The following is an 18,872-nucleotide window of genomic DNA, read 5'->3' as shown; positions in this document are numbered from 1 at the left end:
CAGAGCAATGAATATAAAAGATTTGTAAATCAAAAATAGCTTAATCCAAAGCTCATTTTACTAGTTGTAGATTGGGTCTTTTATTTAGAAAAAAGGAGTAAATAAAATGCCTATATATAATAAATTAGTTCGCAATCGGATTCCAGATATTATTGAAAACACTGATAGGAAGTATTCCACAAAAATATTGAATGAAGAAGAATACATAAAGGAATTAAAGAGGAAAAGTTTTGAAGAGCTTCAGGAATATGTGGAAGCTGAAACTTCAGAGGATGCGATTGAAGAACTGGCAGATGTATTGGTAATCATGCATTCCCTTGCAGCGTATCATGGTTCAAGTATCGAGGAAGTTGAAAGAGTATGTGTTCAAAAGGCTAAAAATCGAGGCGGATTTTAAGAAAAAATTTTTTAATTGAGGTAGAGGAATAATTTATTACAGAAATTATTAGAAGGAAATAATAGAATTCCCATAAAAACCGAAAAGTAAGGGAATGTGGTTTTACTATGAGCTTTAAGCTTCAGGTTGGAGAAATGCAAACAGAATATCTGACTGATAAAGATATGAGTCATTTTAACTATATTTTTTCTAGTAAATCAAAGAACTCTACAACTTATAAATTCGTGCTAATTAAGTCCTTACTGGAAAACTTGTATAACGTAGATGGGAATCTTCAGCTATCCTATTCTAGTCTTTATGGCATCAAGGAAGACATGGAAGTATAAACCCCAAAAAAATTATAAGACCTTTTTAAATTCTCTATTGATAATGGCTTTACTGATATTTGGGTGCCGAAAACATTAAATTAAGGTGAATTTCCAATTGATTAGCTCAATGTTCAGAAAATTACGAGTGAGTAGAACTTAGAACCTAACGATGCAACTAAATATTATACAAAGAATTTATTGAATTAATTGAGAAAATATGGTATTGTAAAGTGTGGAAAAGTAGGATGTAATTGTTTTTTCGTGGTGAAATCGCCACGGTAATATATTAAAGTATGACATACTCTGTTTGTTGCTGCTTTTTTTAACTTTTATGTGTTTATCGTCTCTCTTCACTGGTATAAAGAGGTAGAATTACACCTGCTTTTCCAACCTTAAAAAAGGGAAGTCTAAAATGTCAAATTATATGAATATCGAATTACTTTGCTTGAATGAAGTTATAATAGAAAAATTTAAATCTTTAAAAAACTTTGAAGATGTTGCTAATTTGTTTGAAATACCGGCAAAAGAACTAAGGAAAATATTAGTGATCTCAAAAAAAAATAACTATTCCACTTTTACAATCAAGAAAAAAAACGGAAAAGACAGAACTATTCATGCACCAAAAAAAAATTTATCTATTTTACAAAAGAAATTTTCATATATACTGTCTTTGGTTTATAATAATCATTTAAATGCACACGGGTTTATTAAAAATCGTAGTATTGTATCTAACGCTTCTGTACATTTAAAACAAAAAAATATTCTGAATTTTGATTTGGAAAACTATTTTGAAAACATAAACTTTGGACGCGTCAGGGCTATGTTTATTCATTACTATAGTTTCAATGAAACAGTAGCTTCGACCCTCGCAAATATTTGTTGTCACCATGATGGTTTTTTACCACAAGGTGCTGCAACTTCTCCAGCTATTTCTAACATTCTATCATTCAAATTGGATAAAGAACTAACAAAGTTGGCAAGAAAAAACCATTGTATTTATACTAGGTATGCAGATGATATTACCTTTTCAACCAAAAAACAACAATTTCCTACTAACATTGCATTTATTGAAAACGCATCTGCCCAACTAGCACCAGAAGTTATTAAACTTGTAAAAGGTAATGGATTTCTTATTAATGAAAATAAAACTAGATTAAACAATTATAGAGAACATCTATCGGTCACGGGAATTACAGTTAATGAAAAACTAAACGTTGAGAGAAAATATATAAGAAGAATTCGTTCAATATTACACTGTATTGAGAAAAATATAGATGATGTTGAAGCTGCTAAATTAATGTTTAATAAAAATTACAAGTTTCGTCAAAAGAAAGAACAGGGGAATCCTGATATGTTTGATGTATTAAGAGGAATGATATCATTTGTGGGACAAGTAAAAGGGAAGGAAGACCCAGTCTATTTGAAATTAGCAAATAGATATAATCAATCAATACAATCTATGGATTTACCTTTAATAAATATACCAATTACAAAAAGAAAATTTCAAGAAAGGAACACCTATGTTATCGAGTCTTTAGGATACAGATACTTACTTGATGGTGAAGCTAATGAAAAATATTATGTTTTAACTGACCAAGGCACAGGGTTCATCTTAAAAGGTATTGGATTAATAACAAATTATCACGTACTTAAAGATTATATTGAGATGTTAGAACTAGAAGGAATTCATTATGTATCTCCATATATTCAAATTCAAAAATCAAAATATGCTCAAGAAAAACAGTATGCTAAATTGCTTCATTATGACAAGAACAAAGACATTGCGATATTAAGCATAAATGGTTTAAATATAGACGAAGTTGGATTTGAATATAATGAATCATTTGAATATGGAGAAGAAATTCAATTAATAGGTTATCCGGATTTCAAAGAAAATATGGATATTAGTATTAAAAAAGGAGTTTTATTAGGAGAAAGATTTACTAATAAAAGCGGAGATAAAAGGGAAGTTCGTTATGAAATAAGCCCTGATATTTTGGGTGGGAATAGTGGAGGACCTGTAGTAAATATGGAAAATGAAGTATTAGCAATAGCAGCTAAGGGTGCTATTGTTGTACCTAATGAAGTAATACCAGTAAAAGAAGTTATTGAATTAGCAAACTTGTTGAACGGATTGAAAAGTTAGATATTCATTATGTCAAGTTAAGAGTAATTGAAATGATTTTATCAAAATTAAACTCTGAATATGAAACTGAATTTATTAGGCAAAATTTTTCTTTACTCTTCTCTACTCTATGAGGTAAAGGAGATGTCTCATGGCAATTTACAAGTCTAAGACATGACATTAAGGACAAGGAAAGTTTGTAATGAAAGGGAGGCATTAATATGGCAGAAACAAGTCACATGGAGATTGCTGATAGATTAACAGAATATCGCATTGCATACGGTAATCAGCATGATCGATTAGCCAATAAATATAGCTGGTTTCAAGGAAAGGACGTAAGATTAACTGGATTAAGTAAAATAGCTAATTCTCTGGATTTTGCAAGAACAGGGATTTATTTAGGGCGATCTAAGTTCTATGCAAGGGTACCAGAACAAAAATTATTACCAGATTCAGACTTAGGTCTGAATGAAAAGAAAACTGTAAAAAAAAATATATTAAATGAGTTTCACGCAGGAATAAAAAGAGGGTTTTTCTTATCTTTACATATGTCAATAGAGAGTACAATTAGAATAATAGCTAGAGGGTTAGGTTTAGAAAAACAAGAATTCTACCATACATATAAAGATTTATTAAATCAATTGAACCTAACAAAAAAAGATGATTACATGCGTCTTCTAAATGTTATTAGGAATGTACGTAATACAATTCATAATAATGGGGTTTATAGTAATGTTAATAAAAGTATTTCGTATGGGAGATCAACTTATACTTTCACGACAGGTGCCCGTGTTCAATTAAGGTGGGCAGATATAGATGATTTTTTAGAAGGTATTTTAGAGATGTTAGTGACAATTGCTGAACACTCAATGATTACAAGTCAACCTGTGTTGAATATGGAGGATCCATCTGCATGAAATTTAAAGGGACATATCATTCTTCCTTTATTTTTTATAAAAATTTGGATGGTTCATAGAGCATACTGTTATGTATCATTTTATACTTAAGTTCACATAAGTATGATTGACAAAACTACGGATAATATATTTATTGTAGATTTGATTTTTCAAGTCAGTTAGAGTAGGAGAGTAAGAGATGCAAGATTACATACTTAGTGGCGCTGGTATAGTGGTATCAATAATAATATACGTTTTAACTTATAAGCAGACTATAGGAGCTAAGAAAGAAAGAACTATTAATGCAAATGAAGAAATTGTGAAGATTTTAATAAGACGAATGGTTAATGAAGATTTTGAAATTACTCTACGAGATATTTATTGGTTAATGGAAGGGAAGTCCAGGGATTTTAAAATTAAGGTAGCAGATTTATATTCTCAAGAGCAAATACTTAATTCAGTTTTCACCAAGATATTAGAAACAGACTTTTTATCTGTTACCCAAAGAAAAAAAGTTATTGAACAAATTACTACTTTAATCTTGAATTTAAAGGAATTAGAAATAAATGAAGATGAAAAAATAAAAGCAGAAAAAGAACGAGGGTTTTCAAAATATTTATTACCTATTTCAACTGCTTTACTAGGCCCTCTAGTAGCATTATTGATAAATTCTAGTTTAAATATAGGATTAAATTTAGATAGAACTATCATCTCTTTAACTTTTCTCGTAAGTACACTTATAACTTTAATAATTTCATTTATTTTAAGGTTTAAGGAGTCTTCAAAAGATATATTACCTATAAATCATATGACCAGAGTGATTGATGAGGGCATCGCGTTTGAAAAGGAAGTTGTACGACAGTTAAATAGAAAATTTAATATAATACCAAGTGAGAATAGATTTTATGATTATAAAATTACTGATAAAGATATATTAATTGATGTTAAAGTTTGGAGAGAAACTGTCCATACAATGGCTGTAAATAGAGCTGTGGATAGGTTGCAAAAAGCAATTGATGATAAAGAAGGAACTAAAGGTATAATTATAGTGAAAAATGAAAATGAAATATTTTCTAAATTCAATACTCCTATGTCGAACATAAAGATATTAAATTTAGAAGATGCCTTTAAAGAACTTAATAAGTAGTTAAGGGTTAAACTATTCTACTTCTGTAAGCGTAAAATAATCCCCACCTACATTCGTAGATGGGGATTCGTTAGTATGTAGATATTAGTTTTTGAAAACTCGACATACCAAGGGTAATGTTGAAGAACAAGGAAGTAATTGATCTAACTCTTCTTCCTTTGTCGTATCCATATTTGGAAGTTTCTTAAATAAATAATGAAGGTAGTAGTATGGATTTAGTCCATTTTCCTTTGCTGTCTCCACAATGCTATAAACAATGGCACTCCCGTATGCCCCTCTCGGGGTGTTAGAGAATAACCAGTTTTTGCGTCCAATTACGAAAGGTTTGATGGATCGCTCGCTCCGATTATTATCAATTTCTAGACGACCATCCTCTACAAATACCTCTAAGCTTTCCCACTGATTAAGACAGTAGGCTGCCCCAAGGGCGCTTTTTGGCAATACTCTTGGTTTCTGACTGTTTAACCATTTCAAAAAAAGGTCCAGAATGGTGATGTGACCCCTAAAAGTTAGAGTTTTATATTACGCAGCCAATTGGTTGGTTTGAAGACGGTATTGTACCGGACTCATTCCAGCCAATTTCTGTTTAATGCGTTGGTTATTATAATAATAAATGTAGGACTCGATAGTCCGTTTCAGTTCCTCGTACGTGCGAAGTGGTTCACCATAATACATCTCTTGCTTTAATAATCCGAAGAAGTTCTCCATAGGCGAGTTATCTAAGCAGTTTCCCTTTCGGGACATGCTTTGGAACACGTTATGTTTTTTCAATGTATGGACCCATTTTCTATGCTGATAATGCCAGCCTTGATCTGAATGGATGGTCGTTCGGTATCTTGCCTCTTTTACTACTCGAAGAGTTTCCTTCAAAGGCTCTATTACAAAGTCCAGTGTCGGATGCATACTCATCCCATATGAAAGAATTTCACCATTATACATATCCAAAATCGGACTGAGGTAGAGTTTACCTCCATCCGCACACTTGAATTCTGTGATGTCGGTGGTGAGTTTTTGATAGGGAATAGGGGTCTTAAACCGGCGATGGATTCTGTTCTTCGCTACCGTGCCAATTGTTCCTTTGTACGAACTAAATCGACGTGATTTACGGGTGAACTTATCCCCTTTCAATCCAAGCTTTCTCATGATGCGTTGTACTTTCTTATGATTCACTAGGAGCCCCTGGTTCTTTAACGCTAAACGAATCCTGCGATACCCATAGTTGCCATTATGCTCTTCAAAAATAGCTTGAATGATTTCTTCTACTTCTTGATGAGGGTTTTCTTGCTTCATTTTTTTCACATGGTAATGATAAGAAGATTCGGGAATACCTATGAACTGAAGTACATCCTTCAGTCGGAATTCTTCTTTGAGTTCGTATGATAGCGCTGCTTGTGCTTTTCGAGATAACCGTCCGGATCCATCTGAAAAGCGCGCAACTTTTTTAGGTACTCGTTCTCCAAACGCAGAAGTTCATTTTCCCTTTTGAGTTTCTGTTCAACGGTCATCTCTTTTACAGGCTGTTTTCTTCTTTGATTGTTCTTCGCTTTGTCTGACATGGCTGGCCGTCCTTTCGGTTTAAGTAGGCCTTCCACACCACTCTCAAGGAGTTTTCCTTTCCACGAAGCAATCAAAGGTGGATTGGTTAACCCGAAGTGAAGAGCCGTTTCAGTGTAAGAAGCGCCTGTCCTTTTCATAAAGCTTAGTACATCAAGCTTGAATTGAACAGAGTAAAATTCATTGGTTTTCTTTCTAGAAAGTCCAACTGCGCCTTGGTTCTTGTATATATTTACCCAATTTCTTAATTGCGTAGGTGATTTTATCTCGTATTTACGAACAAGTAGTTTGAAGCCAAGTGGACCATTCAGATACTCTCTCACAATCATCAACTTAAACTCATCGCTATATTTAGCCATACTAAAACACCCCAAAAGTTAGATTATGACTCTAACTTTTTGGGGTGCACTTCATGGGCCTGCTTTTCTCTAAACGCAGTTTGTTGTAACTGCTAGACTATAATAAACAGTTTCTGACAAATGGAATTGAACACTTTTTATCTAATTATTGGTTCAACTAAGCTATGATAAATAAAATCATTGTTTAGCTGGAGAATCTGAAAGGTGGAAAAATCACTTTTGATTGTTGAAGTGCCCCAATTAAAAAAACAGGGCTTTAAAGTGGCAGCCATTGCAAAAAAATTAAGATTTCTAGAAATACAGTTTACAAATACTTAGATATGACTTTTGATGAAGCAACGAATTGGATGATTGCTCTTGGTATAAGACAAAAGAAGCTGGATCCCTATCGGGATAGGATAGTCACTTGGTTAAAAGAACATCCAGACTTATCTTCGGCACAAATTGAAGATTGGTTAAAAGAACGTTTTCCGTCGTTAGAAGTTGGGGCCAGTACGATTCGGAGTTATGTAAGTGATATAAGAGACATCTATCATATCCCTAAAATGATTCATCCTCGCATGCACGAGGCAGTTGAAGAGCTACCAATGGGACAACAGGTACAGGTTGACTGGGGAGAAATCACAGGTAAAAACACTGAAAATAAAGACATTAAATTATACTTCATAACTTTTTGTCCTCTCCCACTCTCGGTAAATATGTGGAGTAATTAAACAGATCTTTTACAACAAGAGATACGATTCATTGTCATGAGAAAGCATTTTCTTTCTTTGGAGGAATGCCCGAAGAAATCGTTTATGATCAGGACCATCTAATAACGGAAAGTGAAAATGCGGGAGATATTGTCCTGACTGGTTAATTCCAAGCCTATCAAAAAGAACGAGGATTCCGGATTTACTTATGTAGAAAGGCTGATCCACAAAGTAAAGGAAAAGTAGAAAACGTAGTAAAATACGTGAAAATGAATTTCGCCAGACATCGGGTGTTTTCGAATAGAAATTCTTGGAACGAAAGTTGCCTAGCCTGGTTAAAAAGAACGGAGAATTATAATGTACACTTTACAATTAAAAAGAGACCGGTAGAAGTGCACGCCCTCGAAAAGCAACACTTAAAACCAGTCTCATCTTTACTCTCTTTCGAGAGCAACCATGGTTCTAGTATATCAAGAACCATCCACAAGGACAATGTGATTAAATATAAATCTATCGTTATTCCCTCCCGATAGGAACGTACCGTCCAAGGGGAAATAATACAGTCTATGTCGAGGTTAAAGAAAAGGAACTTATCATAAGAGCAACTCCGGAAGGAGATGTACTAGCTAAACACACCTTGTGTCTGGGAACAGGTCAACTAATAAAGAATAGGCATCATAGTAGAGATAGATCGTTCAAAAGGAATACAAGCATACAAGGAAACGATCATTCGCCAGTTCAATGAACAAGAAAGTGCAGAACAGTTTGTTCATGAATTAGGGATTCGTTATCCAAGATATATAAGAGATCAACTTCAAGTCATCCAACTCGCCATCAGCCATTTCCGGTCAACAATAGATGAAGCCCTGACAGTTTGTATAAAGGACAAACACTGAGTGGTTTCGGTAGTAGTTTCTTCATCTTTAAACTTCCTCGTCCAATAATGGAACTGTGAGTAGGTAACATTTTGGTTTTGGCACCATTCTTTAATCATCCAAAAGCCTGCTTCATTCACATGCGAGCAAATTGAACTGCCGGCTCCAGTTGCGAGCGTTACCAAGGCTAAATTAACGTCGTATTGAGCCAATATAGGGATAACTAATCCTGCCGTGGAGATAGCGGCAACTGTGGCTGATCCTAAGGAAACCCGTAATATTTCAGCAACTAACCAGGCAAGAATGATCGGTGACATTGCACTGCCTGTAAATAATTCTGCTACATAATCTCCTACACCCCCAGTAATGAGTACTTGCTTGAAAGCACCGCCGCCTCCAATGATTAAGACCATCATCCCAATTGCGGCAATCGATGAGGTACAGGAAGCCATTACATCTTTGATTGGAGTCTTTCTTGCCATTCCCATTGTATAGAATGCAAGAAATAAAGATAACAACATGGCAGTTGAAGCGTTTCCTACCAGACGAACGATTTCTATTAATGTATTATCTTGAAATCCTACTGATTTTTGAACCATATCAAGGATTGTAGCTATGGCCATTAATAAAACAGGGAACATGGCGGTTAATACACTTATTCCGAAACCAGGTGTTTCTTCCAGCTTGAATGTTTTTTGTTCGCCTAAAGAAGCGATATTACCAGTTTTTTTGAATGCAACAGGTACAATTTTTTTAGCGAACTTCGTGTATAGGGGACCGGCAAGGATGACGGTTGGTATGGCGACACTCATTCCGTAAAGTAAAACCAATCCAATATCTGCACCATATTCACCAGCTATGACTGTTGGCCCTGGATGCGGGGGCAAGAAACTATGCGTGGCTAATAAGGCTGCAGCCATCGGAATACCTAGGTGCAAAATAGAGACTTTCAGTTCTTTGGCCATGGTGAATACAATCGGAATCAATAACACCAATCCTACTTCAAAGAATAGGGCGATTCCGACGATAAAAGAAGCAACCACAACAGCCCATTGAATTTTATCTTCGCCAAATTTGTTAATTAAGGTCATGGTAATCCGCTGGGCTCCTCCTGCATCAGCAATTAGCCTGCCGAGCATGGCTCCAAGCCCAAAGATTAAAGCGATATGACCAAGTGTACCGCACGAAAGTATTTAACTTGAATCCAGTAATCAAAATGAGCAAGAGGATAATCCCAAACGCTACTATAAGTAATGGCATAATAAACCTCCCATAAAATAATTAAAATATTTCGGTTTGCTCAAACTTACTAAAATAGTTAGTAACTCTGGGATGGCTTATGCTATTTTGTTTACTAGTCCATAGGGTGATGAATATCGTAACCGCTCTCAATTTTGTTCTGAAAAAATCAACATCCATCATCATCATCCATCATCATCATCCATTTTCTGAGGATATGGGGAGGATAAAAGGTAAAAATGTACTTATCGTTGAATGCTATGCATTAATTTTGAATGAGTTTTTTTCTTCGTCTAATGCTTTTACTCCTGCTTGTAGAACTTCTATAATTCGATCGGTATCATAGATGTTTCCGCGCCAAGTTCCTCCACTTACTGATTGAAGGGCAGCCCATAAACGAGTATCATCTGGAAGTTGGGGATCCGGTTTAAGGTCCGGATGAAGGTCACGTTCTTCCAAGACTGTTGTTGCCTGTTCTAAAGAAAGTCTTTCATTCTCTGTTCCGACAAAATTAACGGAACCCACTAATTGATTGCGATCCACAATGATTTCGATGATATCTCCGTCACGCAATTTTCCAATGGCTCCGCCAGCCAAGGCCTCTGGTCCAATATGTCCAATACAAGCGCCAGTTGAAACACCCGAAAAACGCGCATCTGTAATCAGAGAGACATGTTTTCCATATGACAAATGTTTTAATGCCGATGTTAGTTGGTAGGTTTCTTCCATCCCGGTTCCAGATGGACCTCCGCCCATAACGACCATGATGTCGCCTGCTTGAATGCCGCTTGTTTTAATCGCTTTTATCGCTGTCTTTTCTGACGTAAATACTTTCGCTTTTCCGGTGTGGCGATAGACGCCGTCTTCTCCTACTACAGATGAATCGATGGACGTTGATTTAATGACGGATCCTTCAGGAGCAATATTTCCTTTCGGGAAGGTAACGGTAGACGTTAGACCTTTTTCTTTTGCTGTGAGTGGGTCCATGATCACATCATCAGGATTGATCCCATCATTTTCTACCAATTGTCTTTTCATCAAAGCCCGTCTTTCGGATGTTTCCCACCAATCGAGATTGGCACCAAGCGTTTCTCCGGTAACCGTTAGTACATCCTCATGCAAGACACCCATTTTTCTTAAATGAAGCATGACCTCTGGAACTCCACCTGCTAGGAAGACCTTTACGGTTGTGTGTCCACTAGGGCCATTTGGCAGTACATCGACTAAACGAGGGACTTTCCTATTGATCCTTGTCCAATCTTCAACCGTTGGTAACTTGCAGTTAGCTGCATGAGCAATGGCTGGGATATGAAGGAGTAAATTCGTCGAACCCCCGAAAGCTGCGTGAATCACCATCGCATTTTCGATCGCTTTATCCGTTATAATATCCTTGGTGGTTATCTTTTTCTTCTCCATTACTAATGATGCACGTGCCGATTGCTTAGCCATCTCCACCCAAACTGGCTGACCTGAAGGGGCTAGTGCCGAGTGAGGCAATGCCATTCCAAGGGCCTCTGCCACGACTTGGGAGGTACCAGCTGTACCAAGGAATTGACAGCCGCCCCCTGGTGTAGCACATGCACGACATCCGAGATCGGCAGCTTCTTGTAACGTAATTTCATTGTTTGCGTACCTTGCCCCGATGGTTTGAATCTTTCCTGCGTCTTCTCCATTGGTTGGTGGAAGCGTAACACCTCCAGGTACGATAATCGTTGGCAAGTCATGCATGGATGCTAAAGCGACCATCATGGCTGGAAGACCTTTATCGCATGTAGCTACTCCAATAACTGCCCGACGTGTAGGCAGGGATCGTATCAATCTCCGATAAACGATGGCAGCGTCGTTTCGATACGGAAGGGAATCAAACATCCCGGTCGTTCCTTGCGTACGGCCATCACAGGGATCGCTTACGAATCCTGCAAAGGGAACGCCTCCTTGTTTACTGATTTCTTCAGCTGCCGCCTTCATTAATAAACCGATTTCCCAATGACCAGTATGATAGCCTAATGCAATGGGCGTCCCATCATGATTCCTAATTCCCCCTTGTGTACCGAGGATGAGGACTTGTTTTCCAAGGAGGTTTGAAGCTGCCCAACCCATCCCAACATTTTGAGATAACCCAAAGAGGTCACCACTTGGTGATTCTAACAACATTTCTGAAGTGAGCGGGAGTGAACCATCTGCCCCTTTTGCATGCGTTTGAATTTTGTAGAGAGAAACATCTTCTTCGCCAAATATCGATTGAAATGACATATATCTACCTCCGTAAAATGATTATAAAAAACCGAATACTCAGTCATGTAAGAACCTAAGAATTTTATTTATCTTTGAAGTTCTCTGAAAAACCTAATTTTGTTTTATATTATAAAACAACGTTTTTCTATGAAGAACGTAACGTGTAATTTAAAATAAACATATATGTTCTGAAAAGTCAATTAATTCAATTGAGGCAATGATCCTATAAGAGACCTAGTTGTTCACAAGAAATTTTACTCGGATATTCATTGTTTTTCTAAAAGGGAGGCAGACAGGGGAGAAGGTCCTAAAAGCTATATCCAGATGTTTATTCTCTATTAAGCTTAGGTCAAAAAGATACCCATGGATTGAATTATGGTTCTTGACTTTTCAAAAAAACTAGTATTAGATTAAATTGTGAGAAAATTTTGTGATTATAAAACTGAGTTTCATAATTTAAAACAAGTAGGTGACATTCATGCCTGTTATTCAATCAGTAGATCGTGCGCTTCGTATTCTCGATTTGTTTGACGAACATACAACAGAATTGAAGATAACAGATATCAGTAAACAGTTAGGGCTTCACAAAAGTACGATTCATTCTTTATTGAAAACGCTTTTAAATCATGGCTATATCAGCCAAAATCCTGAGAATGGGAAGTATGGATTGGGAATGAAGCTTTTTGAAAGAGGGAACTATGTCATTCAGTCCTTGGATGTTCGAGAGTTATCAAAAAAATACTTACTGGATTTATCGGAAAAAACCGGACAGACCACTCACTTGGTGATACTGGACGGAAAAGAAGGGGTCTATATTGATAAAGTAGAAGGGCCGATGGCTGTCATTCGTTATTCAAAAATAGGGAAGCGAATTCCACTTCACTGCTCCGCGGTTGGGAAAGCGTTAATCGCCTTTAAAGATTCGGAAGAAATCAAAGCCATTCTACATGAATATGTCTACTTAAAACAAACGGAGTTTACGATTACAGATGAATCAGAATTTATGGAAGAGCTTCAACACGTTCAATCTCAAGGGTACGCAATTGATAATCAGGAAAACGAGCCTGGTGTTCGCTGTATCGCAGCACCTATTCGAAATCATGAGAATAAAGTGATTGCAGCGATTAGCCTATCTACATTAGTAGGTCGCATCAATGAGTCTCAGTTACACATCTTCATTGAACAACTGAAACAGGCAACCTTCCAATTATCAGAACAAATGGGAAATGGGATACCAAGTTCATAAAAGTGGTTCCCTTCTCTATTGTCTATATATAGAAACTGAGTTTTATAATATAAAACAAGAGGAGGTTCTATTTATGCGTATTATCCGATATTCAAATGACCATTCAAAAGCAACGCTAGCAGCTGTTACAAATGAGGGGGAAGTGTACCCGCTTCCTCAAGAAGGATTGATTCAATTAATCCAAGAGGCAAACGAACAAAAAGTTTCTCCACTTTCTTTTATTGAAAATTTTCTTTCTAAATCAGTGTCTATTCCAAATTCTTTAGACGATTTATCGTTACTCGTTCCCATTATAGCTGAAGAAGTCTGGGCTGCTGGTGTTACATATGAGCGTAGCCGCGATGCACGTAACTATGAAGCAACTGATGGAAAGCTTGATGCCACTACTTTCTATGACAAGATCTATGAAGCTGAACGCCCAGAAATCTTCTTTAAATCTACGGCTGCTCGAACAGTTGGCCCAGATCAAGAGGTGTATTTGCGTAGTGACTCGAATTGGCAGATTCCTGAGCCTGAATTGGGCTTAGTCATTAATCGAGAAGGTGAAATCCTTGGATACACAATCGGGAATGATATGAGTTGTCGTGACATTGAAGGAGAGAATCCTCTTTATCTACCACAAGCAAAAATGTGGAAAAATTCTTGTTCGATTGGTCCAGCCATTCTCCTTGCCGAGTCCGTGGAAGATCCTTATAACTTCGACATCACATGTAAAATCTACCGGAATGGCGAGCTTAAAGTAGAAGGAAAAGCAAATACCAGCCAGTTGAAAAGAAAATATGATGAATTAGTATCCTTCCTCATTCGTGACAATGAAATTTTTGACGGGACTGTCTTGTTGACTGGTACGTGTATTATTCCTGAGAATGACTTTACCTTATTGGATGGCGATCAGATTGAAATTGAAGTTTCTGATATTGGTATTTTGAAAAATCGTGTAAAACTACCAAATAAAATTTTAATTTAAGTAAAATAAATCTACCAATTATTTTTGACTATTCACAAAACTAAACAAAAATTACAGAACTAACCATTAAAAGGAATATGGAGGGATAGAAGATGAATATAAAAACTGACGAAAAAACGTATCTAAACTATATCAATGGTAAATGGGTAGCTGCATCTAATCAAAAGGTTAATACGAGCATCAACCCAGCCAATCGTCATGAAATCGTCGGGTATGTACAACAGTCTGAAAAAGAAGATGTGGATCAAGCTGTTCGTGTTGCGAAAGAAGCACAAGTATCTTGGAAGAAACTGACTGGTGCTGCCCGTGGAGAGTATTTGTATAAAGCCGCGAACGCAATCGAGCGACGTATGGACGAGATTGCGGAGACGATGACTCGTGAAATGGGAAAAACGTTTCCCGAAGCAAAAGGGGAAACAGCTAGAGGTGTCGCCATCCTCCGTTATTATGCAGGAGAAGGGATGAGGAAAGTAGGGGATGTGATTCCGCCATCGGATGCTGATGCATTGATGTTCACTACGCGTGTTCCCCTTGGAGTGGTCGGGGTGATTACTCCTTGGAATTTCCCAGTAGCAATCCCTATCTGGAAAATAGCACCGGCACTCATTTATGGAAATACCGTTATTCTGAAACCAGCTCAAGAAGCTGCGGTGACTGCAGCCAAAGTATTGGAATGTTTTGACGAGGCAGGGTTTCCAGTGGGTACGATTAACATGGTAACAGGACCGGGGTCTGTCATAGGTCAGGCAATTACCGATCATCCGGATATTAATGGTGTGACATTCACGGGATCTGACTCGGTCGGTAAATCAATTGGACTAGGCGCATTCAAGCGTGGTGCTAAATATCAGTTAGAAATGGGTGGGAAGAATCCCGTAATTGTTGCCAATGATGCGGACTTAAATCAGGCAGTAGAAGCAACCATTAGTGGGGGCCTCCGTTCTACGGGACAGAAATGTACAGCTACAAGCCGGGTAATCGTACAAAGTGACGTGTATGAGGAGTTCAAAAATAAACTTATTGAAAAGATAAAGGAAATAAAAGTTGGAAATGGTTTGAATGAAGATGTATGGATGGGACCGTGTGCAAGTGAGAATCAACTTAATACAGTCCTTTCTTACGTAAAGAAAGGAATAGAAGAAGGCGCAACATTGATTCATGGCGGTAAACGAATAGAAGAAGAGGGATTAGCTGATGGATTCTTTATGGAACCCACTGTCTTCGAAAACGTAAATAACAAAATGACTATTGCCCAAGAGGAAATTTTCGGACCAGTGCTCGCCCTTATTAAAGTTGAGACTCTTGAAGAGGCCGTCCACATCGCAAACGACGTAAAATTCGGACTAAGTGCTTCTATTTTCACTAAAAATATCGGTCACATGCTTTCATTTATTAATGAGATGGATGCGGGTCTCGTGCGAATTAACGCTGAATCTGCTGGAGTTGAACTGCAAGCCCCATTCGGAGGAATGAAACAATCCAGCTCCCACTCCCGTGAGCAAGGAGAAGCGGCAAAAGAGTTTTACACGTCTATTAAAACGATATTTGTAAAGCCCTAAATGAAGAATATCTTCTTACAAAGATGTTCTTGCTATTAATTGTTCTCATGAATACACATTAATAAACCAAGGCCTCTTAAGGCGTGGTTTAGCTTTTCTTATTTTAATGAAAATGGGCAATTATAGTTATCAGAATTACAAATTCGAAAGTATTTAGAGAACTACTTCGTTTTCTTTGATGCCTACATTTTTTATTTATTTCTAATATAATCTTATTAGAAAGAGCTAGAACAATTTAAATCAACGGTTAATACTACAAATAAACAACCAAAAGCATCCTTAGGGGTGCTTTTTTGCTAGGTAATATATGGTACAATTTAACTATATTTATATTATTTGTTAAAGATATATGTTTATTAACTAGAGGAGGTCCATATATGACAGTCAATCATTCAGAGACTATTATTTTGCCAAGTTCTTTAAGAGGAAGAAGTCTACATACTAAGATAATACCAACTGTGTGCAACTTGAAAAATATGCTGACTAAACTGGGTGCGTTAAATGGAGATGTTGCAAAATTAAAACAGTGGGAGAAACGAAGTTACTTTGCATATCAGCTTGAGAGTATTAAGGACGAACTGCTAGCTGCTGAGCCCCATGAACAAATTAAATTGATTAGAAAGCATATATTAAACGGTGATCCTAAACGCTTTGGTGCTAGTTGTATTGATATTTATCTAGTAGCGTACGTTTCTGAAAACATCGGGTTAGGTAAAGATACATTCTATCATTATGTTAAAATCATGGGCATTTCCGATAAGCCTAATTCAGCACAAGCCATATGGCAGGTTGGTAAAGGCGATGGGGTCTATTTAGGGATACTGAATGATAATGGAACGGTCCGAGACTGGAACTTTTTCACAGCTTGGATTAATGGGTCGAAATTATAAATGGGAGGTGATTGAATGCTAGCTGAAATTAAAAATAAAGCTTCTCATACGCTGGAGGATCAGCTAACGGGTGATTTTTTTGGAACCATTCGTTATTTGCCTTTTGAGAAAGGGCTAGTACATGTGCTCTCAGCTGTTAGATTTAACAATTTGATAGTCCAGAAGGAATGGCTGAGTGCGCTTCAAAAAGAGACTGGCTATACAGAGTTGAATTTTTGGCCTAAGCATGAGGAGGGCGAAATTGATTTATTACTCCCTTTAACCAATGCATTGATTGGTATAGAAATTAAGTACTTTAGCGGGATATCGTCTGAAGACGGAATTGACCTTGAAATCACTTCTGATACTAGTCGGAACCAGTTAGCACGTTATGCACGAATGCTTTTGGATCTTAGGGAAGACAGGAAGCCGCTCTTTTTAGTCTTTTTAGCACCTTTCCAGATGATGCAAGCTGTTGAAAAGTCTTTAGAGCAACGAAACATCATTAAACCAGAAGTGAGCCTTGGTTATATCTGTTGGGAGGATGTGCTGGAAACGCTGACTGCAATCGATACCACTGATTACCTGACAGGTGAGAAACTAATCCTTATTGATTTAATAGATTTGTTGAAAAAGAAACGGTTAATGCATTATAAGGGTTTTTCAAAGGACCTGCTGCAAAAAGAAGTATCAAATGAGCCCTTTCTTTTCCAAAAACCTGTTTTTGATACGAAAAGTTGGCAATGGCCAACCAAAATACTGAATGGAGATGTTGGATATGTCTGTAACAATTAATCGTGGCGAAAATATTACGACTGCAATTGAAATAATAAAAGAAACCTATGCAAACTTAGAAGTGCTGTTTGCTGAAATGGACCGGATTGGGGAAGAAGAAGGCTATATTACTCTTACACCACGATTCTTGCGTTGGAAATCAGATACTGATTCGAATGGTTGGATGATAACCAATTTTATTAAGCTTTATCAAGTAGAAAATGATTCCGTTTCTGAAATGATCCCTGATTTAAGAGTAGGATCTTTATTTGGAATTGAAGTTATCTTACAAGATCAAGAATATCCCGTTATATCACTGATCCGCTATACCTTTGATTACTCAGTTTGGATAAGAATGCCGGCAGTATCAGATTTTTGGGTTTTTGCTGCACCTTTTGGAGATAATGACTTTTTTGAACAAACTCAAGATGATCTAAGTGTTTGGACGAGTATTCCTTTAGAAAAAGCTAAAAAACGTTACTGGGGAATTCAACGTGCCGTTGCTATCGACATTCAGCTAATAGACATCACGTCTCCTGAATTAATTCGGACAGAGATTTTCCAAAAGTTAATGAGCCTACCGGAATAGGGAAAGAGCAGGTAATGGTATGTAGTTGTTCATGATTCTATTATTGAGATATGTAAGTCTCCAACGTATATGAAAGATTTGTTACAGCAGGTATCCCTATTGGGGTGCTTGCTGTTTTTTCGTTCCAGCCTAGTTCATGAAGGGTGGTGAAATACAGCTCTTTGAGGTGCCGTTGAAATAGCCGGGCAGGTTTCGGATGGTCTTCTGTTTGGTGGCTTGGAGTGTGATCGTGAGTGATTGAAGACCGGATTTGAGGATGTCTTCTGGTTGGAACGCTGCTTTTAATGAAACGGTTTGCGCTCGGTAAATCCCATATAACGTTTGAATGATTTTTTTATTTGAGATAAAGCAGGCGGCCCTTTCCTTGAAAGTGTCATAAGGAGTTTTTGGGGTATACGTATTCTTTATCTCTTTCTTTTGCTTAAGAATAATAAGGCTTTTTGGTGTGACAAAATCCGCTGGTGCGGGTGTGACATGCTGGGTAATTGGGGGTTCTGTGTCGTTCTTTGTTGGGAGAATGACAATGGCATTTACGGTTTGCAGCAAATCATTTTCTCGTTTTAAGCTATACTGCCGAATGATCCCGAGCGTCTCCAAACGATTACACACACGAATGATGGTCGTCGACTTTTCCCCACTAGCTCACCAATTTTTCGCTTACGCAGAAAACTGACTCTAGGATAGATACAGCTGTAGTGTGACAAGGTGATGAGGACGGTTTTTTCTGTTTTCGTCAGCTCGGCATCGAACGTTATTTGATAGTGCTGCAATGCGAGGTTCATCTCTTTTACCGAGGAGAAAGTGGAAAGGGATGTGTACGTATCCGTTTTGGCAATGGACGTAATGATTTTTTTGGTCATACGGGATTCCTCCAACTAGTTAGTTTGATGGTTCATCCCATATATACCAATTTAAATCGACAAAGTAGCATCGATAAAAATATTTTTGAGGCACCAATTCCCCTAAGTCCATAGTAGGTGGTCTATTTTTCCGAATCTACTTGTATCTATAGTAAAGAGTGCAACAATCAAGGGGGAATCT

At 37.2% G+C, this 18,872-nt stretch carries 16 protein-coding genes and 4 pseudogenes; 12 read left to right on the top strand and 8 right to left on the bottom strand.

Annotated elements, in window-relative coordinates; genetic code table 11:
• Nucleotides 1-106: 106 nt before the first annotated feature.
• The 5 genes and pseudogenes from MHI18_RS01710 (at nt 107) to MHI18_RS01690 (ending at nt 4,873) form a co-directional block, all read left to right on the top strand.
• Nucleotides 107-429, top strand: a pseudogene (locus tag MHI18_RS01710) (nucleoside triphosphate pyrophosphohydrolase).
• Nucleotides 430-504: 75 nt separating this feature from the next.
• Nucleotides 505-723, top strand: coding sequence for a hypothetical protein (locus tag MHI18_RS01705; protein WP_340845682.1), 219 nt, complete (start codon nt 505-507; stop codon nt 721-723).
• A gap of 406 nt (nt 724-1,129) precedes the next feature.
• On the top strand, nt 1,130-2,851 hold the full coding sequence (locus MHI18_RS01700; protein ID WP_340845680.1) for a reverse transcriptase domain-containing protein: 1,722 nt from the start codon (nt 1,130-1,132) through the stop codon (nt 2,849-2,851).
• Nucleotides 2,852-3,051: 200 nt separating this feature from the next.
• Nucleotides 3,052-3,747 carry a hypothetical protein gene (locus tag MHI18_RS01695; RefSeq protein WP_340845678.1) on the top strand — a complete coding sequence of 232 codons (696 nt, stop codon included), beginning with the start codon at nt 3,052-3,054 and terminating at the stop codon, nt 3,745-3,747.
• 178 nt (nt 3,748-3,925) lie between these two features.
• Nucleotides 3,926-4,873: a hypothetical protein gene (locus tag MHI18_RS01690; protein ID WP_340845676.1), complete on the top strand. Its 948-nt coding sequence runs from the start codon at nt 3,926-3,928 to the stop codon at nt 4,871-4,873.
• A gap of 84 nt (nt 4,874-4,957) precedes the next feature.
• On the opposite strand, the pseudogene MHI18_RS22105 reads toward MHI18_RS01690, so the two are convergent.
• The 3 genes and pseudogenes from MHI18_RS22105 to MHI18_RS01680 form a co-directional block, all read right to left on the bottom strand.
• Nucleotides 4,958-5,350, bottom strand: a pseudogene (locus MHI18_RS22105) (IS66 family transposase); the annotation flags it as partial.
• 45 nt (nt 5,351-5,395) lie between these two features.
• Nucleotides 5,396-6,229: pseudogene (locus tag MHI18_RS01685) on the bottom strand (IS3 family transposase); the annotation flags it as partial.
• A complete protein-coding gene (locus MHI18_RS01680) occupies nt 6,223-6,786 on the bottom strand; it encodes a helix-turn-helix domain-containing protein (protein WP_340845507.1) in 564 nt (187 codons plus the stop codon). The gene MHI18_RS01680 and the pseudogene MHI18_RS01685, both read right to left, overlap by 7 nt.
• A 320-nt stretch (nt 6,787-7,106) precedes the next feature.
• On the opposite strand from MHI18_RS01680, the gene MHI18_RS01675 reads away from it, so the two are divergent.
• Nucleotides 7,107-7,499: a hypothetical protein gene (locus MHI18_RS01675; RefSeq protein WP_340845674.1), complete on the top strand. Its 393-nt coding sequence runs from the start codon at nt 7,107-7,109 to the stop codon at nt 7,497-7,499.
• Nucleotides 7,500-8,292: 793 nt separating this feature from the next.
• Here MHI18_RS01675 and tnpA read toward each other — a convergent pair.
• The 3 genes and pseudogenes from tnpA to MHI18_RS01665 form a co-directional block, all read right to left on the bottom strand.
• Nucleotides 8,293-8,472, bottom strand: coding sequence for an IS66 family insertion sequence element accessory protein TnpA (gene tnpA, locus MHI18_RS22100; protein WP_445669975.1), 180 nt, complete (start codon nt 8,470-8,472; stop codon nt 8,293-8,295).
• Nucleotides 8,458-9,613: pseudogene (locus tag MHI18_RS01670) on the bottom strand (gluconate:H+ symporter); the annotation flags it as partial. The gene tnpA and the pseudogene MHI18_RS01670, both read right to left, overlap by 15 nt.
• Nucleotides 9,614-9,850: 237 nt before the next feature.
• A complete protein-coding gene (locus tag MHI18_RS01665) occupies nt 9,851-11,845 on the bottom strand; it encodes a YjhG/YagF family D-xylonate dehydratase (protein WP_340845672.1) in 1,995 nt (664 codons plus the stop codon).
• A gap of 460 nt (nt 11,846-12,305) precedes the next feature.
• On the opposite strand from MHI18_RS01665, the gene MHI18_RS01660 reads away from it, so the two are divergent.
• The 6 genes from MHI18_RS01660 (at nt 12,306) to MHI18_RS01635 (ending at nt 17,831) form a co-directional block, all read left to right on the top strand.
• Entirely contained in the window at nt 12,306-13,073 is a 768-nt protein-coding gene (locus MHI18_RS01660) for an IclR family transcriptional regulator (RefSeq protein WP_340845670.1), read from the top strand.
• Nucleotides 13,074-13,146: 73 nt separating this feature from the next.
• Nucleotides 13,147-14,040, top strand: a complete 894-nt coding sequence (locus MHI18_RS01655; protein ID WP_340845668.1) for a fumarylacetoacetate hydrolase family protein — start codon at nt 13,147-13,149, stop codon at nt 14,038-14,040.
• Between the two features lie 92 nt (nt 14,041-14,132).
• Entirely contained in the window at nt 14,133-15,599 is a 1,467-nt protein-coding gene (gene gucD, locus MHI18_RS01650) for an alpha-ketoglutaric semialdehyde dehydrogenase GucD (protein ID WP_340845666.1), read from the top strand.
• Between the two features lie 377 nt (nt 15,600-15,976).
• A complete protein-coding gene (locus MHI18_RS01645) occupies nt 15,977-16,489 on the top strand; it encodes a hypothetical protein (RefSeq protein ID WP_340845664.1) in 513 nt (170 codons plus the stop codon).
• A 15-nt stretch (nt 16,490-16,504) separates the two neighbouring features.
• On the top strand, nt 16,505-17,263 hold the full coding sequence (locus MHI18_RS01640; RefSeq protein ID WP_340845662.1) for a hypothetical protein: 759 nt from the start codon (nt 16,505-16,507) through the stop codon (nt 17,261-17,263).
• Nucleotides 17,247-17,831 (top strand): hypothetical protein, encoded by a 585-nt coding sequence (locus tag MHI18_RS01635; protein WP_340845661.1) that lies wholly within the window; start codon nt 17,247-17,249, stop codon nt 17,829-17,831. The genes MHI18_RS01640 and MHI18_RS01635 overlap by 17 nt, the downstream gene beginning before the upstream one ends.
• Nucleotides 17,832-17,960: 129 nt before the next feature.
• Here the strand turns inward: MHI18_RS01635 and MHI18_RS01630 are convergent, their stop codons facing one another.
• On the bottom strand, nt 17,961-18,377 hold the full coding sequence (locus tag MHI18_RS01630) for a hypothetical protein (RefSeq protein WP_340845660.1): 417 nt from the start codon (nt 18,375-18,377) through the stop codon (nt 17,961-17,963).
• A gap of 14 nt (nt 18,378-18,391) precedes the next feature.
• Nucleotides 18,392-18,691 carry a hypothetical protein gene (locus MHI18_RS01625; protein ID WP_340845659.1) on the bottom strand — a complete coding sequence of 100 codons (300 nt, stop codon included), beginning with the start codon at nt 18,689-18,691 and terminating at the stop codon, nt 18,392-18,394.
• Between the last annotated feature and the right edge of the window lie 181 nt (nt 18,692-18,872).

The sequence above is a fragment of the Peribacillus sp. FSL H8-0477 genome, from assembly GCF_038002765.1.
Taxonomy (GTDB): Bacteria; Bacillota; Bacilli; order Bacillales; family DSM-1321; genus Peribacillus.
Note: the sequence above shows the minus strand (reverse complement) of the source record. Positions and strands in the feature narration are given on the sequence as shown.

What these genes read in the sequence shown, in the direction of transcription:
- MHI18_RS01705 (WP_340845682.1), top strand. Translation starts at nt 505, where the DNA reads ATGAGCTTTAAGCTTCAGGTTGGAGAAATGCAAACAGAATATCTGACT.
- MHI18_RS01700 (WP_340845680.1), top strand. Translation starts at nt 1,130, where the DNA reads ATGAATATCGAATTACTTTGCTTGAATGAAGTTATAATAGAAAAATTT.
- MHI18_RS01695 (WP_340845678.1), top strand. Translation starts at nt 3,052, where the DNA reads ATGGCAGAAACAAGTCACATGGAGATTGCTGATAGATTAACAGAATAT.
- MHI18_RS01690 (WP_340845676.1), top strand. Translation starts at nt 3,926, where the DNA reads ATGCAAGATTACATACTTAGTGGCGCTGGTATAGTGGTATCAATAATA.
- MHI18_RS01680 (WP_340845507.1), bottom strand. Translation starts at nt 6,786, where the DNA reads ATGGCTAAATATAGCGATGAGTTTAAGTTGATGATTGTGAGAGAGTAT.
- MHI18_RS01675 (WP_340845674.1), top strand. Translation starts at nt 7,107, where the DNA reads ATGACTTTTGATGAAGCAACGAATTGGATGATTGCTCTTGGTATAAGA.
- tnpA (WP_445669975.1), bottom strand. Translation starts at nt 8,472, where the DNA reads ATGATTAAAGAATGGTGCCAAAACCAAAATGTTACCTACTCACAGTTC.
- MHI18_RS01665 (WP_340845672.1), bottom strand. Translation starts at nt 11,845, where the DNA reads ATGTCATTTCAATCGATATTTGGCGAAGAAGATGTTTCTCTCTACAAA.
- MHI18_RS01660 (WP_340845670.1), top strand. Translation starts at nt 12,306, where the DNA reads ATGCCTGTTATTCAATCAGTAGATCGTGCGCTTCGTATTCTCGATTTG.
- MHI18_RS01655 (WP_340845668.1), top strand. Translation starts at nt 13,147, where the DNA reads ATGCGTATTATCCGATATTCAAATGACCATTCAAAAGCAACGCTAGCA.
- gucD (WP_340845666.1), top strand. Translation starts at nt 14,133, where the DNA reads ATGAATATAAAAACTGACGAAAAAACGTATCTAAACTATATCAATGGT.
- MHI18_RS01645 (WP_340845664.1), top strand. Translation starts at nt 15,977, where the DNA reads ATGACAGTCAATCATTCAGAGACTATTATTTTGCCAAGTTCTTTAAGA.
- MHI18_RS01640 (WP_340845662.1), top strand. Translation starts at nt 16,505, where the DNA reads ATGCTAGCTGAAATTAAAAATAAAGCTTCTCATACGCTGGAGGATCAG.
- MHI18_RS01635 (WP_340845661.1), top strand. Translation starts at nt 17,247, where the DNA reads ATGTCTGTAACAATTAATCGTGGCGAAAATATTACGACTGCAATTGAA.
- MHI18_RS01625 (WP_340845659.1), bottom strand. Translation starts at nt 18,691, where the DNA reads ATGACCAAAAAAATCATTACGTCCATTGCCAAAACGGATACGTACACA.